This window comes from Paenibacillus rhizoryzae (assembly GCF_059686995.1).
This window is the reverse complement of the sequence record NZ_JCAALT010000009.1, coordinates 97601-113996: the sequence shown is the minus strand read 5'-3', so window position 1 is coordinate 113996 and position 16396 is coordinate 97601. Positions and strand designations below refer to the sequence as shown.

At 52.3% G+C, this 16396-nt stretch carries 18 protein-coding genes; 9 read left to right on the top strand and 9 right to left on the bottom strand.

Features of this window, described 5'->3' with window-relative positions; all coding sequences use genetic code 11:
• Positions 1 to 60 precede the first annotated feature (60 nt).
• The 5 genes from gdhA to AC6ESO_RS24470 form a co-directional block, all read right to left on the bottom strand.
• Entirely contained in the window at positions 61 to 1437 is a 1377-nt protein-coding gene (gdhA, locus tag AC6ESO_RS24490; RefSeq protein WP_497093685.1) for an NADP-specific glutamate dehydrogenase, read from the bottom strand.
• Positions 1438 to 1640: 203 nt separating this feature from the next.
• Positions 1641 to 1868 carry a hypothetical protein gene (locus AC6ESO_RS24485; RefSeq protein ID WP_497093684.1) on the bottom strand — a complete coding sequence of 76 codons (228 nt, stop codon included), beginning with the start codon at positions 1866 to 1868 and terminating at the stop codon, positions 1641 to 1643.
• 370 nt (positions 1869 to 2238) lie between these two features.
• Positions 2239 to 2532, bottom strand: a complete 294-nt coding sequence (locus AC6ESO_RS24480) for a transporter (protein WP_494821780.1) — start codon at positions 2530 to 2532, stop codon at positions 2239 to 2241.
• Positions 2533 to 2575: 43 nt separating this feature from the next.
• The gene (locus AC6ESO_RS24475) at positions 2576 to 2908 is read right to left on the bottom strand and encodes a hypothetical protein (RefSeq protein WP_497093683.1); all 333 of its coding nucleotides are present in this window, start codon (positions 2906 to 2908) and stop codon (positions 2576 to 2578) included.
• A 144-nt stretch (positions 2909 to 3052) separates the two neighbouring features.
• The gene (locus AC6ESO_RS24470; protein ID WP_497093682.1) at positions 3053 to 4036 is read right to left on the bottom strand and encodes a diaminopimelate dehydrogenase; all 984 of its coding nucleotides are present in this window, start codon (positions 4034 to 4036) and stop codon (positions 3053 to 3055) included.
• A gap of 216 nt (positions 4037 to 4252) precedes the next feature.
• On the opposite strand from AC6ESO_RS24470, the gene AC6ESO_RS24465 reads away from it, so the two are divergent.
• Together AC6ESO_RS24465 and AC6ESO_RS24460 are read left to right on the top strand one after the other, a co-directional pair.
• Positions 4253 to 6013, top strand: a complete 1761-nt coding sequence (locus AC6ESO_RS24465) for an ABC transporter ATP-binding protein (protein ID WP_497093681.1) — start codon at positions 4253 to 4255, stop codon at positions 6011 to 6013.
• A 53-nt stretch (positions 6014 to 6066) separates the two neighbouring features.
• Entirely contained in the window at positions 6067 to 7026 is a 960-nt protein-coding gene (locus AC6ESO_RS24460) for a D-2-hydroxyacid dehydrogenase (protein WP_497093680.1), read from the top strand.
• 35 nt (positions 7027 to 7061) lie between these two features.
• Here AC6ESO_RS24460 and AC6ESO_RS24455 read toward each other — a convergent pair whose 3' ends face one another.
• Positions 7062 to 7730 carry a phytanoyl-CoA dioxygenase family protein gene (locus AC6ESO_RS24455; RefSeq protein WP_497093679.1) on the bottom strand — a complete coding sequence of 223 codons (669 nt, stop codon included), beginning with the start codon at positions 7728 to 7730 and terminating at the stop codon, positions 7062 to 7064.
• Positions 7731 to 7842: 112 nt separating this feature from the next.
• Here AC6ESO_RS24455 and AC6ESO_RS24450 point away from each other — a divergent pair, with 112 nt between their 5' ends.
• Positions 7843 to 8469, top strand: a complete 627-nt coding sequence (locus AC6ESO_RS24450) for a DUF8426 domain-containing protein (RefSeq protein WP_497093678.1) — start codon at positions 7843 to 7845, stop codon at positions 8467 to 8469.
• Positions 8470 to 8491: 22 nt separating this feature from the next.
• On the top strand, positions 8492 to 8941 hold the full coding sequence (locus AC6ESO_RS24445) for a YdeI/OmpD-associated family protein (RefSeq protein ID WP_497093677.1): 450 nt from the start codon (positions 8492 to 8494) through the stop codon (positions 8939 to 8941).
• 33 nt (positions 8942 to 8974) lie between these two features.
• Here the strand turns inward: AC6ESO_RS24445 and AC6ESO_RS24440 are convergent, their stop codons facing one another.
• From AC6ESO_RS24440 to AC6ESO_RS24430, 3 genes are all read right to left on the bottom strand, one after another.
• On the bottom strand, positions 8975 to 9904 hold the full coding sequence (locus AC6ESO_RS24440) for a sigma-70 family RNA polymerase sigma factor (RefSeq protein ID WP_497093676.1): 930 nt from the start codon (positions 9902 to 9904) through the stop codon (positions 8975 to 8977).
• 91 nt (positions 9905 to 9995) lie between these two features.
• Positions 9996 to 10445 (bottom strand): carboxymuconolactone decarboxylase family protein, encoded by a 450-nt coding sequence (locus AC6ESO_RS24435; protein ID WP_497093675.1) that lies wholly within the window; start codon positions 10443 to 10445, stop codon positions 9996 to 9998.
• Positions 10446 to 10984: 539 nt separating this feature from the next.
• The gene (locus AC6ESO_RS24430) at positions 10985 to 12373 is read right to left on the bottom strand and encodes a glycosyl hydrolase (protein WP_497093674.1); all 1389 of its coding nucleotides are present in this window, start codon (positions 12371 to 12373) and stop codon (positions 10985 to 10987) included.
• Positions 12374 to 12548: 175 nt separating this feature from the next.
• On the opposite strand from AC6ESO_RS24430, the gene AC6ESO_RS24425 reads away from it, so the two are divergent.
• The 5 genes from AC6ESO_RS24425 to AC6ESO_RS24405 all read left to right on the top strand — a co-directional run bounded on the left by AC6ESO_RS24425 (position 12549) and on the right by AC6ESO_RS24405 (position 16376).
• A complete protein-coding gene (locus AC6ESO_RS24425) occupies positions 12549 to 13367 on the top strand; it encodes an alpha/beta hydrolase (RefSeq protein WP_497093673.1) in 819 nt (272 codons plus the stop codon).
• Between the two features lie 115 nt (positions 13368 to 13482).
• The gene (locus tag AC6ESO_RS24420; protein WP_497093672.1) at positions 13483 to 13821 is read left to right on the top strand and encodes a DUF5658 family protein; all 339 of its coding nucleotides are present in this window, start codon (positions 13483 to 13485) and stop codon (positions 13819 to 13821) included.
• Between the two features lie 146 nt (positions 13822 to 13967).
• Positions 13968 to 15293, top strand: coding sequence for an amino acid permease (locus AC6ESO_RS24415; RefSeq protein ID WP_497093671.1), 1326 nt, complete (start codon positions 13968 to 13970; stop codon positions 15291 to 15293).
• Between the two features lie 145 nt (positions 15294 to 15438).
• Positions 15439 to 15723, top strand: coding sequence for a hypothetical protein (locus tag AC6ESO_RS24410; protein ID WP_497093670.1), 285 nt, complete (start codon positions 15439 to 15441; stop codon positions 15721 to 15723).
• Positions 15724 to 15857: 134 nt separating this feature from the next.
• Positions 15858 to 16376, top strand: coding sequence for a GNAT family N-acetyltransferase (locus AC6ESO_RS24405; protein WP_497093669.1), 519 nt, complete (start codon positions 15858 to 15860; stop codon positions 16374 to 16376).
• Positions 16377 to 16396 lie beyond the last annotated feature (20 nt).

The window sequence follows — 16396 nt, the reverse complement described above, 5'->3', positions numbered from 1 at the left end:
CCCACCGCGCTAGGTTAACAACCATTAACCGAGCACGGTGGGTTTTGTTATGCTTCGCTATTAAACGACACCTTGCGCAATCATGGAGTCGGCTACTTTAATAAACCCGGCGATATTCGCGCCATAGACCAGATTGCCGGCATGTCCGTAATCTGCGGCTGCTTTGACGCTGTTATCATAGATGTTTTTCATAATGCTATGGAGCTTGGTGTCTACTTCTTCGAAGGTCCACGACAGTCGCATGCTGTTTTGCGCCATTTCGAGTGCAGATACAGCAACTCCGCCTGCGTTCGCAGCCTTAGCAGGCCCAAACAGAACGTCGTTATTCAGAAACACATCAATAGCTTCCAAGGTGGATGGCATATTAGCCCCTTCGCCAATCGCCTTCACACCGCCATTTACTAACAGCTGCGCGGCCGTCGCGTCGATCTCATTCTGTGTCGCGCAAGGAAGCGCAATGTCACATGGAATGGACCAAATGCCGTCGCAGCCCGGTGTATAGGTAGCATGCGGATGGATCTTCACGTATTCACTGATACGTTTGCGATCCAGTTCCTTCAATTGCTTGACCGTATCCAAGTTAATGCCCTCCGGGTCGTAGATGTACCCGCCAGAGTCACTGCACGCAACGACTTTAGCGCCAAGCTGTTGTGCCTTCTCAATCGCATAAATGGAGACGTTGCCCGAGCCCGATACGACAACCGTGCTGACTTGGAAGCTTAAGCCTTTGCTGGCAAGCATCTCGTTCACGAAATAAACGCAGCCGTAGCCGGTCGCTTCTTTGCGCGCCAAGCTGCCGCCATAGACAATGCCTTTACCCGTGAGAACGCCTGCTTCGTTGCCGCCGCGAATACGTTTGTATTGTCCGAACATGTAGCCGATTTCCCGTGCTCCTACGCCGATATCGCCTGCAGGTACATCGACCTCAGGTCCGATATATTTGTAGAGCTCTGTCATGAAGCTTTGCGTGAAGCGCATAATTTCATGATCGGATTTGCCTTTCGGATCGAAATCCGATCCGCCTTTGCCGCCGCCGATCGGCTGGCCGGTTAGGCTGTTCTTAAAGATCTGCTCGAAGCCCAAGAATTTGATGATGCTTGCATTTACCGACGGATGGAACCGCAGTCCGCCTTTATAAGGTCCCAGTGCGCTATTGAACTGAACCCGGAATCCGCGGTTCACATGCACCTTTCCTTTGTCATCCACCCATGGCACGCGGAAGGATACGACACGCTCCGGCTCGGAAATTCGCTCTAATATACTGTTCTGCTCATACTCCGGATGCTGGGCCAGAACGGGAACGAGGGAATCCAGAATTTCCTTCACGGCTTGGTGGAATTCAGGTTCGTGGTGGTTGCGTTGAACGATTGTTTCGTATACGGATTGGACGTATTTTTGTGCAGCTTCCAATTGCTGATCGGGTATAACGGTTATCAATTTGACCAACGCTCCTTTGGATGATGAGGGCTCGAATTTGCATTTTTTTACTGAAAGTTTGTATTTTTATACATTGTAAACGTGTATTTATCATAATACCAATTAATTAATCTTTGCGGTCTGATAAATTACATTTATAGACTAAATGTGAGAAAACCTGCCATATAATCTATGGCAGGCGATCGTAATTCCAGGATGACATGTTACCTTTTGCGCGGCTTCGGACTTCGCAAGGAACGGCGGATGAGGAGCGGACCAACCGCGCTGCCTACCATTGCGGCATAGAAGGAATGGAGCGGCAGCTTAATTAAATAAAACAATACTGTACCCCCAATAATATCAATCACGACAAACTTCTTGATTTCCGACATCGGCACGACCACGACTATAAACTCTTGCTTGCTCCCCATTACATGTACCCCTGCTTTCATCGTAACAATCTCCACTTGAAATTGTATTTGCAGGCAGCTTGTCAGATTCCACGCGAATGAAAAACCCGATGCGCTCGAGTGCTAACGAATCCTAGTGGTCTTATTTCAACAAAGGAAAGGGGTTTGAAATTCTAACGAATCCTACAGGACTTATTCGATGTCAAAAGGGCGTTTCTCGCTCGATTTCCTCACAATAAGGCCTCTACGATTTGTTAGATCTGATAAATGGCTATTTGGACAGGAATAAGACCTTCAGGATTCGTTAGCGCAAAGAGATGTCCCTCAGCCATGGCCAGCATGACAGAGGGACATCTCACTTTATTACCTCTTGGAAAAGTTGGAGCTTCTCTAGCTTAACAGCCGTTTCTATTTAAACACAGGTAAACGCATCGATTCGCTGCAGGTCAAAGCCGGAGAACATCCAGAAGAATCCGTTCCAGCGGAATCCGGAGACCGACGTCCGGCCTAGGAAGACGGGATAGAACCAGAAGCCGGGTCCGCTGCGCGGCCAAATATAGGTCATGCGGAACATGCAGCGGGAGATGGCTCCCGGATCAATGGCAAGCGTCGATGAGGTCAGCGGTTTTGGAGGAACCATTTGCGGCGGCGGTGAACTTGGGGGCTGCTGCATCCCTTGAGGGCCAACAGGTGGCATAAAAGCCATGTTAATCACTCCTTTGCGGTGAAGTTAACGGTTCACTACAGGCTTAAAGCAGCGAGATGGCAAGAAGATTAAACAGTACAAGCGGCAGGATAACGTTATTGTAAGTCTGCTGTGGCGGGAAACCCGGTCCAGGGAAGAACCCGCGATGGGCGCCTTCGTTCAAGAGGCAAATGTAGAGAATGCTCTTGTCGCAATGGACGATATGGCCTTCGAAGACATCGCCGTCCATCGTTTCGATCTTGACCATCCGATTGACATGATTAGCGCATAGCTGATGAAGATGGTCTCTGACGGATCGGAGCGTATGATGAACTTTGGAGTCGCACTGATAGATCGGCTTTAGATCCTGTTGCACGGACTGATTTTGCGAGCTCATGATTGATAACCTCCATTTTGAACATGGATTATCCTATGCAGAGGCCCAGTTTGGCGTTACGGGGAGTGAAGCTGGAGAAGGGTTGAACAGGCGGCGAAAATAAAAAAACTTGCCATGGGGACCATGGCAAGTTCGAAGGGACGATTAGAGCAGCTCGCGGCGAAGCTGTTCAGCCGATTTAGGCGATAGGTAGCCGATTGGAAGGTCGAAGACCGTCTTCGCGCCTTTGCCGCCTTCTTTGCTTAAACGGTAGCCCGCTCTCGCGCAAGCCACCAGCACGCTTGCTGTAAACTCAGGATTGCTCTCGAGCGTAAGGCCGAACTCGATAATTTGTTTCGTGCCGGCGCCGGTAATCCCGCTGCGAATGACGAATCCGCCATGCGGCATTCCTTGGTGCTCCGCTTGCAGCTGTTCTTCGCTAATGAACGTCACCGTCGTGTTGTAGTCCGAGAAATAGTTCGGCATATTCACGATCGTTTGTGTAATTTCTTCTTTATCGGCGCCTTCTTCAGCGACAACGAAGCATTCGCGAAGGTGTTTGTCGCGGGTAGCCAGCTCCGGTGTTTCACCCGAGCGGATCTGATCGATTACTTCTTGAACCGGCACGGTATATTGCACGCCTGCTTTAACGCCGGGTACGCGGCGGATCGCATCGGAATGGCCCTGGCTTACGCCTTTGCCCCAGAATGTGAAGTCTTTGCCTTCAGGCAGAATCGCTTCTGCAAGCAGGCGGTTCAGGGAGAACAAACCCGGATCCCAGCCTGTCGAAATAATGCTGAGGGTACCGGCTTGCTGCGCGGCAGCGTTGACCGTTTCGTAGAACTCCGGAATTTTGGCATGCGTATCGAAGCTGTCTACCGTGTTGAACATGCTTGCAATAACAGGCGTTTGCTCAGGAAGATCGGTAGCCGAGCCGCCGCAGAGAATCATCACATCGATAATGCCTTTGTATTGCTCTGCTGCCGACATATGTTCGAAGCGGACGCCTTCGCCGCCGGTCATTTGCTCAGGCTGTCTGCGCGTAAAGATCGCAGTAAGCTCCATATCGGGATTTTGAGCGATCGCTTTCTGAACGCCTTTGCCGAGGTTTCCGTAACCTACAATACCAATCTTGATTGCTGCACTCACTTCAAATTCCTCCTATTATGGGGTATTCTGCATATAAGTATGATCTTCATTAAGTATAAAGATATTACATGGAATGTAAACTATTTCTTTTGAAAGTCCGCAATTTTCTTGACTATAGGCAGGGGAAATGGCAGGCTAAAGCTATTGCATTTCGGTATAACACAAGGGTTTGAGAGCTTCGAAAATAGTAGCGTAGCCAGAGATGGAGGTAATGGATTGAGCACATCGACCAGGAGCGTTACCGGCCTGATTCGCAGACAGGGATTCCGGCAATTTTTAGAGCTTTGTAAGCGCTACAAATATTTATATCTGGCCGTTCTGGTGCTGCAGCTTGGCGGCACGGGTGCCGCACTCCTCCTCGCGGAGCTGAGCAGAAGAATCTTCGACGGCGGCACGGAGCTGACGCATGCGGAGCTTGTCCGATTAATCATCGGCATAGCCGCGATGGTCCTGCTAGGCTTGTTCTGCTCGCTGGGCGCAAGGATTTGCAACCAAGTCGTAAACACCAATATTGTGTTCAGAATGAGGCAGATCATACTTCGGCAGCTTACGAATCTATCGCTCAAGTATCATGAACGCACGCACAGCGCCCACACGCAGAATATTCTCTTCAATGAGCTGGAAGTGTTCAAGCATTTTATCGTATTCGATATGCTTCGTCTGATCTCGCTGCCCGTATCCTTCGTCGCTGTCGGCATCTATTTGTTTACCGTGAATCCCTTGCTCGGAGCCATCGCCATTCTTGTAGGTCCATTCCAACTGCTCAGCAGCCTGGTAATGCGAGGGAGATTCAAGGATCTCATTGCCGATCAGCAGGCTAACGGGGGAGACGTGTTCTTTCATATGGATGAGACGCTCTCCGGCATTCGGGAAGTGAAAATGAATCAATTGGAGCAATCGGTTTTTGCGAGGTTCGAGAAGGTGTGCAGGGAGGGCATCCGGCTCTGGGTCTCCGTTGAGAAAATGGAGGCGTTTCGCGAGTTTGTCCGCCTCATTCCGGAGAAGATCGGCTATCTGCTCGGTATTACCGTTGGCGCCATTCTGATGGTGAACGGGGATATTGGCCCCGGTGCGATCATCGCCTTTCTCACGCTGCTCGATAAGGTAAGCGAGCCTTTCGTCAGCATAACGGCAATCATAAGCTCGCTGCAGAGAGTGTCAGCCGGAGCGGAGAATCTGCTTACGGTCATGGAGATGGAAACAGAGGTGAAGGACCAAGGAAAAGCACTTCCGGCTAAGCCTTGCTCCATTCGATTCGATAATGTCTCCTTCTCTTATCAAGAGGACCGGCCTGTCCTGCATAACGTCAGCTTCGAGATTCCGGCCGGCAAATCCGTAGCTTTGGTCGGCCCAAGCGGCAGCGGGAAGAGTACGCTGATTAAACTGCTCTACCGGTTTTATGAACCGGTTGGCGGTTCGATTCGGCTGGATGGGCGCCCCATTGAATCGTTTACCATCTCTTCGCTGCGGGGGCAGCTGGCCGCGGTTACCCAAGATGTGTATTTGTTCGATGGCACGATTCGGGAAAATATTGCGATCGGGTTCGCGGATGCGACGGATGAGGACATTCTTAGAGCCGCGGAGCTGTCACAATCGGCATTTATTCGGGCGCTTCCGGAAGGGCTCGATACAAAGGTTGGGGAGCGAGGCATTAAGCTATCCCATGGGCAGAGACAGCGCATTGGCATAGCCAGAGCTGTTCTTCGCCAGGCATCGGTCACGATTTTGGACGAGCCTACATCTGCGCTTGATGTGGAGACAGAAGCGATGTTCCAGAGCGATTTGCCGAAGTGGGCCGGAGCTAGTACCAAAATCATCATTGCACACCGTTTATCGACGATTCGCGATGTCGATTACGTGATTTTTCTGGAGCATGGACGCGTACAGGAAATGGGTTCGCCCAAGGAGCTGCTGCAAGCGAAAGGGCGGTTCTCGGATTTCTGGAGAAACCAGCATATTCATGAGTTTGTCAGCTAAAGCAGGCGAAGTGGACTACCTAATGGACTACAAACAAGGAGGCGTTCTACCTTATGACCACGATACTTTGTTTACAAGAGCTTACTTCGGAGCAGCAAGCGGCGGTGCGACAGGCGGCACCTGATGCGTCGATCACTTTCGGCCGAAAGTCGGAAACGGAGGATCAAGCCTTTCGCGAGGCGGAGATCATCCTCGGGTGGGATGCGAGGGTGAAGAGCATTGCGCTGCAGGAGGGGACTAAGCTGCGCTGGGTGCAGAGCTGGTCGTCAGGGATCGACAGCTTGCCTCTGGATCGCCTGGAGGAGCGCGGCATCTTGCTGACGGACGCCAGCGGTGTACACGCCAGATCGGTGTCCGAGACGGCGGTTGCCATGATGCTGGGCTTGTCGCGCGGCATTGCCGCGGCCGTTCGCAACCAGCGGAGCGGCTTATGGGAAAGCCCGGATACGCTTGCCGAGATGAACGGAGGCACTGTAGCGATTGTTGGCGCAGGCGAGATCGGCCGCGAAGTGGCGCGAATTGCGCGCGCGTTCGATATGCGCGTCGTTGCCGTTCGCCGATCGGGCGGCACGATGCCGGAAGCGGATGTCGTATATGAGACGTCGCGCCTTGACGAAGCGCTGCGGGAAGCGGACTATGTCATTAACATTTTGCCGCTTACGAGTGAGACGCAGCATCTGTTTCATGCCGAGCGATTCGCCGTGATGAAGCGTACGGCTTATTTTATCAACGTGGGGCGCGGGGCGACCGTGCGGACGGAAGATCTTGTTGAGGCGCTGGATAGGGGCATTATCGCCGGTGCGGGACTTGATGTATTCGAACAAGAGCCGCTGCCCGCGGATCATCCACTGTGGGCAATGCCGAACGTGATTCTCACGCCGCATAATGCCGGTGGACTGACCGTTCGCAACGGGGAGCGGCTCGTCAAGTTGTTCCTATCGAATTTGGAGCTGTATTTGTCCGGGAATGCTGCTGGTCTGCGTAATTTGGTCGATTATAAGAAGCGGTATTAGTACGGCGATAGTGGGATGGGCCTCCTCGCGTTGCATCAATTAAGCGCAAAAGCGGCTTTAGCCCATGGATACTCGGGATCTGGCTGGGTACCGTCCTTGTAGGTGGAGATCAGCGCCCAGCGGTCTGCGCCGGATGTATTGGAATAAGAGGCATGCAGCAATAAATCGTGGAAGACGATGGCGTCTCCCTTGGAGGCGGCGAAATCGACAACCTGCGAAGCGTCGATCTGATCCTCATTCAAGCGATGAATGAATCCGTTATTATCGGCTGCTTCCCCATCATGGCTGACTGTCGATCGGTGGGAACCGGGAAGAACTCTCAGACAGCCGTTAGCCGGAGTCGCATCATCCAGCGCGATCCAAACCGAGAACTTGTGACTGCCATGCCAGTAGGAGTAGTCTTGGTGCCAAGGTGAACCGAAGCCTGTGCTTGCATTCTTGAAGACGACCTTGTCGTTCATGAAGAGGACGGAATCGCCGATGATTGCTTTCAATACGCGGGCCAGCTCCGGTGTTCGCGCAGCGTCCTTGAACAATTCGCTTTCAGACGCTAATCCGAGAAAAACCCCGCTTGAGTCGACATCATGTCTGGCTAGAATCTCGGCTGCTTCTGCCTTCAACGCTTGCACCTCTTCATGCGAATAGAGCTGCTTCAGAATGAAATAGCCTTGCCGATCGAACTCTTCCTTGATGGCTGCTGTCATGCTCATTGCCTCCTAATCGATATGATGCGGAATGAATGGCAAACCGGGCTAAAGGGCGTTATAGTATGAATGGTAAAGCAACCGGATAATGGTGTAAAGGGGCGTTGCCAACATGCAGTTGTTTCGGATGCAAGCAGGGGCGGAAGGCAAGAACGGATTAGCTGAATATGTCGAAAATCATTATATAAGCTGCGGTAGACCGGGCATCGGAGACATGAGCCGCTTCACCAAAGCAGAGCTGGAAGCGACATTAGCTGAAGGCTATGAGCTTGATGGGCCGGAGCTGAAACGCGAAGCGGAGACGCATTACTGCTTCGCTCAGGTCATGCAGGACGGCGATTACATAATCCTGAGTGATGGTGAGCGCATGTATCTTGGCGATCTCGGCGACTATTATTACCTCGAGGACTTCGACAACGCGGACGATCGGAGCGGGCATAGACGAGGCGTGACTTGGCTGCGAAGCTTGCAGAGGGAAGAGCTGCATCCGGAGCTGCTCGTTTTTCTGGAGCGGGAAGGGAAGCTTGGCGCGTTCGGGCGATCGGTTAGCCGGGAGGAGCTGGAGCGGCTGCTCACCAAGCCAGCGCCAGCTGGAATGAGGCTGGTCGACGAAGCGACCGTGCAGGAGGCGCTCGACATACTGAAAGCCGCGCTGCGAAGCGAGGATGTCGAGCGGCGGGAGCGGGCTGCAATCGCGATATTGCAAGCAGCAAGGATGGGACGGGAGAAGGACAGTTGAGACCGCAGAGGAGGCAAAGGCGATGAAATTTCGAACGATTGTCGAGCTTGGCGGCAAGACCGCAACCGGCTTCGAGGTGCCGAGCGAAGTTGTAGCGTCACTTGGGACAAGCAAGAAACCTGCCGTTAAAGTGAAGATTGGCTCTTATCTGTACCGCAGTACAGTTGCGACAATGGGCGGACGCTTCATGCTCCCCCTCAGCGCGGAGAATCGCCAAGGTGCCGGTGTAGCTGCAGGTGAAGCGATCGAAGTAGAGCTTGAGCTGGATTCGGAGCCTCGGGAGCTAGAGGTGCCTGAAGATTTCTCGGCTGCACTTAGCGGTGCAGCGGCATCCCGCTCGTTCTTCGACAGCTTGTCTTACAGCAATAAGCGCAGAATTGTGCTTTCCATTGACGGCGCGAAGACGGCCGAGACCAGGCAGCGGCGCATCGAGAAAGCCGTGCAGGCATTAAGCGAGAGCCGCATTCCATAACTAAAACATAAGAAGAGCTGCCGAGGCGTGACCTCAGCAGCTCTTCTTGTTTGGATTATAATCGCTAATTCGGGTAAGCTTCTCGGGATTGGAAACCATGTAAACAGCCCGGATGGCGCTGAAATCTGCGTTCGGCTCGAATACGAGCGCAAGCGGGGGGCGACCCTCGCGCTGAAGAAGCAGTCCTTGCTGGCCGCTGATTGATACATGGAAGAGCTGGCCGGTAAGGGAGCCCTTGCCTGCAATACCGGCAAAGAAAGCAGCGATCCGATCGCGGCCCAGAATGGGATTGACGGCGGCGCGGACGATACCGCCGCCGTCGCTGAGCATGACCGCGTCTTCGGTGAGCAGATGGATGAAGCCCTCCAAGCGGCCGGTATGAATCGCTTGCGTGAACGACTGGACGAATCGTTCGATCGACGAGTCCATGGTCGATTCGTTGTCCGTGCGCGACAGGTGGCCGATCTTCGCGGAGGCGCGGCTAAAGATTTTGCGGCAGGCCGCTTCGGACTTCTCCAGCATGGACGCGATGTCAGCGTAATCGTAGCCGAATGATTCGCGGAGCACGAAGACGGCACGCTCCTGCGGCGTGCAGGTCTGCAAGAGAACGAGCAGGGCATAGCCGAGCTGCTCATGCTGAATGACTCGCTCCAGCGGCGTATCCACAGCAGGGCCGAGTTCGATAATAGGCTCCGGCAGCCAATGGCCGGTGTAGCTCTCGCGCTTGCGCGGGGCTGCTTTCATGACATTCAGCACGCGGTTGGTCACCATTTTGACAAGGTAGGCTCTCGGGTGCGTCATATCGGTCTTGCCCAGCTTACTTATCGTGACGAACACATCCTGGACGGCATCCTCGGCCTCGCCCATCGAGCCGAGCATCCGATAAGCTATGGACGTAAGCAGCGACTTATGTTCGCGGTATAACTGTTCCACTTCTAACGAGTGATGATCGATCGTCGTCAAGGCGTATCAACCTCCGATTCTAGATGCATTTTATCAAGATAAGAGTATGAAAGAAAGCCACCCGGGCGGGGTGGCTTGTCAGTTCGTTCCCTTATTTCGCATAACAGTCGGGAAACATGCCCGTCGCGATCGCGATTCGGTTCCAGCTGTTGATGGCATTGATGGCTAGCAGCAGGGCGACAAACTCGCTTTCATCAAAATACTTGCGGGCTTCGTCGTAAACGCTCTGCGGCACGCCGCCTTCGGAGATAAGCGTGACCGCTTCGGTCAGTGCGAGCGCAGCGCGTTCCTTCTCCGTAAATTGAGGAGATTCACGCCAAACGACGATCAGGTTCAGCCGGCGCTCGCTTTCACCCATGGCCCGCAAATCGGTGGTGTGCATATCCACGCAGAATGCGCAGCCGTTGATTTGGGAAGCGCGGATTTTGACGAGCTCATAGATCACTTTATCCGCATTTAATTCTTTTGCCGTCCCGTCGAATTTAAGCATGGCCTGGTAGGCTGCAGTGTTGGCTTGGGATGCGTTCATTCGTAAGTTCATATCGATTCCTCCAATGGATTGTAGTCTAATTTGTCGTTCCACCTACCTAGACAATTCAAGCTCTTATTCTGTGACATCCACTCACAAAGGCGACCGCTGGCGCTTCTTCAGAATCATTCGACCGCTTCGTTTTGGTTGCAACCTTTTTTCATTTAAACAACAAAAAGAAGCCATTCCTTGTTAAATGCTGATACCACCCCAGGGCTGTTGATTAGCTAAAATTTAGGTTACGCCGGGTCGGAAGGTACTCGCCCCTCAGTGATTGTTGCTTATTAGGCAACATTCGCTGGGCTTGTAGTTAGAAAGTCAGAAATGCTGCGAAAATTGCAACATTTCGGTTCAACTGGGACCTCCGCTGCTAATGGGGCAAGGCTGTTGTGAAGCGCAAAATGAAAATTGCAGAAGAAAGCGGCGATTGACCGAAGACGAGAAATAGCGCCACAGGTATGAAACCTGTGACGCCATTTTGTTATCTGAAAATTGCCTCTGAGGGCTTCAATACCTATCTGAAGCCCCTTTTTGAGACGGCCTCGGCGTCTTTAAGCTTGGCCGACATTTCTCCAGTTCGGAAGACGATCAAGGGTAATGCAGTTCGGGTGATGATAGACCTTCTTCAATTGCTCGTCCGTTGTTGATTTACCTTGAAGCACGAAACCTTCGCCCCATGTCATGTACCACAGCCAAGGCGTGCGGCTTGCGAGGAGCTGATCCGGATCCGGAATCGATCCGTTCTCGCCAAGCGCAATGAGCTTCTTGCCGCCGGCCAGCGCATCTACTTGCTCGAACGGTTTGCGAAGCGGGCCATAATTGGCGGAAGGCGCATAAATGTCGCAGCTGTCAATGTCGGTTTCGCCCTCGCCCGGATACCACTCTTCCACATGAGAATTCCATACCCAGATCAAGTTATGAAGCTGGTGCAGATTCGTTAAACGGTCATACAATAACCGCCATAGCTGTTTGCACGGTTCGGCACCGAATGCGCCCCACCAGAACCAAGCGCCGTCTGCTTCATGCAAAGGCCGCCATAACACCGGTACGTTTGCATCCTGCAGCTTCTTCAATTGCTCCGCAATGGCATCGATATCGGCCAGCAGCAGCTGATGTTCATGCGAATCCGGCTTTAAAGCGAGCGGAAGATTAAAGTCGGTGTTCTTCGTGTAGAATGTTTTGTCCGTGCCCCCGGTTGGCGCAAACCAGTGCCAGGTCAGGGTTACGATCCCATTATGGACGGTTGTCCACTCGATAGCGGATTCGATGGAGCCTTTGTTTTCGGCGATTTCGAGCAGCTTGTGCGGTGTTGGATCTGCTGTTTCGGTAGCATGCGTATAGCTGAGCAGGTCAAACCCGCGAATAGCGGGCTGTTTGCCGGTTACGTTCTCGATATAGGTGAATTCCTTTACAGGCGTAAACCCGGAAGCGGTATGCTGGCCCGTAAGGAGGCTGCGACCAAACTGACTGTTCAAGTAGTTCCACAGCGACACGGTCTCCGCCGTTGCCTTCGGATTGAGCAGAGGGCGCGGCGAACGATTAAGCTCAGGCGCGTCCACGGCGGATAACAGGAAGCTGTCGACTTCCACGCCGCTGTCCCAGGCTTTGAGCATGGCAAGGGTATGTGTGCCGGCCTTTAGAAACACGCTGCACTGACGCTCGGTTACAAATCCGTCTGTGGGACGTGATCTCACATAGCCGTAGCAATTGCCATCGATGAGGAGCGCGTTGGACCGATAGCCGTCCGGTACTGCATAACGGACGCTAAGCTCATAGAAGCCTTCCTCTTGAATCTGTACATCCACTTCAAGCCAATCTCCTTCGTTCTCCGTGCCATTTACATAACCTGTTCCGCTAAAACCCGGTGTCTCCTGCGCGACCGCGACACCTTGAAAACGGCCTTCTTCGGCCTGAACGATAATCGAGCTGCTTGTTTTCATCAGAACGTTCCCCCATATCCTTCGAATTGATCATTGTTTTCACTATATATGAATTTTCTAGTCGTTTGAATGTACATATATCAAATGGAGCGGGGTGCCGTGTAAGGCACCCCGAAGCCGCTTCGGACATAGACTAGGCTATAAACCAATGCTAGGTGCGAAAGGAATAACCGTTATGTATCTCGATATAAGGAATAGCGTAAGCGAGTGGATTCCCGGTTGGCAATATGTAATGGAGCAGAGAGCGAAAGAGCGGGAGCAGCCGCTCACCTTCGTCCTCGTCCATGGTTCATGGGCGGATGCCAGCTTCTGGAATGGGGTTGCGGTGATGCTGCGTAAGATGGGCCATCGCGTATATACCCCTGAATATCCAGGGCACGGAGGCGATCCGAATACCAATGTGACGCACGCCATGATTACGAAGGCGGTAGCGGATTTCATCACCAATCATAACTTGCGTGATATCATACTGGTCGGGCACAGCTTCGGCGGATCGGTCATTCAGAAAACAGCGGAGCTTGTTCCGGACCGGATCAAGCGGCTCGTCTTTATGGACGGATTCGTGCTGGGCGATGGTCAATCCGTAGTGGACCAGTTTCCGCTTCCAACCCAGCAGGCGTTTGAGCAGCTCAGACAGTCATCGCAGAATGATTCGCTCGTGCTGCCGTATCCGCTCTTCCGTGAATTGTTCGTCAATTTGGCGGATTCGCGGCTTGCGCAGCAGCTTTACAGCGAAGCCAGGCCGGAGCCCGCCAAGCCTGCTTTTGAGAAGCTGGACCTTAAGAAGTTCTACAGCCTGACGATCCCGCGAAGCTATCTCTATTTGACGGAAGATAATTTACTGCCTCAAGGCGAGGGCTTCGGCTGGCATCCGCATATGTCGAGCCGACTTGGCGTGTTCAGGCTGATTCGCTCGCATGGCGACCATATGACCTACTTCAGAACGCAGCCCGGACTTCTGGCGCAGAAGCTGTATGAGGCTTCGAGAGATTGAGCAGTATAGGAGAGCAGGGCGAGGCTGTCGCCGCTGCTCTTCTTGCTATAGCAGGGGGATGTATTTATGCGGCAGAATATGATACAATATGTATCTAAAATATGGAGGTGATGCGATGCCGGCTCGAGCGAAAGTGGCCATCAGGAGCTTGCGTCCGGGTAAAAGCACGTTGAAATGGCTCGTTGGTTTATCTTTTTTCGATGCATTTGCTACAGATATGGGCATTCGAATGCGTGCGATCAGTGAGGCAAACCCGTTTGCCGCTTACTTGTACGAAACGGATCCAACCGTCTTCTACGCGTACAAAATTATTTTGCCGCTTCTTCTGCTCTATTTGATACAAAATGTATCAGAAACTTCGTTTCTAAAGAAGTGGATTCTCATCGTGACCCTCATCTACGCTTTGCTGGCTATGTATCATCTCGTATGGATGCTTCTCGTCTTTGTGCTGTAACCTATCGTCCCGCGCGCCTGCCTGAGCTGACTGTCAGCTCAGGCGGGATACTGCTGCTTGTGCCATTCAACTCTCTACGCGCCGTAACTTCTCCACTATACCAGGGCATACTAATGCGATGAAATGAGACGTGGAGGTTACTAGGTATGCATAAAAGATTGGCATGGTGGCAGCTGTCGCTAATCGGTATAGGTTCGATTATTGGAGCGGGTTTTTTTCTTGGGAGCGGTCTCTCGATTGGCATGGCAGGTCCATCCGTGCTCATCGGGTACGTCATTGCAGGTCTCGCGACATTTATCGTATTCGCCTCGCTCGCTGAAATGACCGTAAACGACCCCCAGCCAGGCTCGTTTCGCACTTATGCCAGAATGGCCTTCGGCCGCTCGGCAGGCTTTATGTCCGGATGGATCTACTGGTTATCGGGCGTACTCATTATGTCCAGTGAAATCGTCGCGCTGTCTACCTTCACGCAATATTGGTTCCCCAACATTCCGCTTGGCATCTTCTCCGTGCTCTATGCTGTGCTTGGGTTCGGCATCAACTTCATGGGCATGCGCAACTTCGGCACCATTGAGTCCGTTTTCGCAGTCATAAAGCTAACCATCCTCATCTTGTTCATCGTGTTTGGCGCGTTATTCTTGTGCGGCTTACTATCTACTTCGCCTAAAGTGCCGATTCAACCTATTGGTATGCATGACTGGTTCCCGCACGGCTTTAGCGGGCTGTGGTCTGCTATGATTTTCGTCTTCTTCTCGTTCGGAGGCATTGAGGTCGTCGGGGTCACGGCTTCGGAATTGAAGCGCGGGGAAGAGATTGCAAAAGCGGGGCTGACGCTCCTTCTGGTGCTGGTTCTTGTCTATGTGCTGGCTTTGTTCGGCGTGCTCAAAATGACGGAGGCTTCTGCAATCAGCGACGCCACCAGTCCCTTTGTAACGGCGCTTTCCGGATTTCACATCCCATATCTCGGCACCTTGTTTAATCTCATTATCATCAGCGCCGCATTCTCAACCATGGTTGGGGCGTTGTTCGGCGTGAGTCGAATTATGGTCTCGCTCGCGGAGGATGGCGATGCCCCGCGTTCGCTGAAGCAGTTGAACAGCCGCGGCGTCGCTTCCAAATCACTGTGGATTACAGCGGCTGCACTGACCGGTTCCATTGTTTGCTCGTATCTGCTGCCTCATACGATGTACGAATATGTGAGTACGGCAGCCGGGTCGATGCTGATCCTGAACTGGATTCTCATTCTTGCCTCATCACTCAAATTACGCCGCCGCTATGAAGCGGGCAATGGCAAGTTTCGGGCTTTCGCACACCCCTATGGTGTCTATATCGGAATGGTGCTTATCCTCGTGGCCATCTCCGGCGCGCTGCTGCATCGGAATGAGCGTATCGGACTGGGGCTCAGCTTAGCGTTGATCCTGTTAGTATTTGTAGCATCCAGGATTGTGCCCCTCATCAGTCGGCGCCGCTGAAGCTGCCGGAGGATAGCAAAAAGCCGTAGGCTGACGTTTCAGCTTCACGGCTTTTTTGATAGGACCTACATCTTGTTCCAAATTCTCAGGCCCTATATCATAATTCAATAGAGGTATAGCAGTGGAATATAGGGGGATTTAAGAAGTGAAAAAGTACTTTATTATTACTCAGATTATCTATTTGCTCTTTTTATTGCCGTGGTTCGGGATATTTCTCATGTCCTTCATGTCCTTTGACAGTGGCTTCAGCACCTGGAATGTGGCGTTTGTCTCCAGCCTTGCGGCGTATCCGGTGGCTGCAATTGTTTGCTCGATCCTTGCTTGGGTATTTTATAAGCGTCGTAATGGTTTAGCGAAGGCGTTAAATGCCGTGCCACTGATCTGGGTAGCCGGTATTGTTGGATTGATGGTCTATGTTTTTGCATCCTAATCATTCGAAATATTGATTGATGTAATAGATAACATTCGTTATACAAATCAATCTGCCGAGCGTATCATTTCCCTATGCGGTGTGAGGTGTGCTGACAGACATCGTAATTTCGGGGCAAGGGTGTGTGGAGAAAGATGAGCCATGAAGTAGAAATAGAGAGAATTGCTTCGATTCACGATCGATTGGATGAGCTGTCGGAGCTGCTGTCCGCGGTTGTTCGTGATGGCGCTTCGCTTGGATTTCTTCCGCCGCTAAGCCATGCAGAAGCTGCAGATTATTGGGCGAATGTGCCGGCACCAGAGGTGCAGCTGTTTATCGCAACGAGGAACAACCGGATTGTCGGGAGCATCCAGGTGCATTTGTGTACGAAGCCAAACGGCAGTCACAGAGCTGAGATTGCCAAACTGATGACGCATCCCGAATATCGCCGAATGGGAATTGGACGAACGCTTATGAAGACAGCAGAAGAGAGTGCGAAGCGGGAGGACCGCTCCTTAATCGTGCTGGATACACGCGAAGGCGATCCGTCTAATCTTCTCTATATATCGATGGGCTATATCCAAGCAGGAAGAATTCCGGGCTATGCCAAGTCAGCGGATGGTGGGCTCGATGCAACGATTTTGTATTATAAGATGCAGCAGCCGAGCCGATAATTTGGAAATGTCTTCCAAGT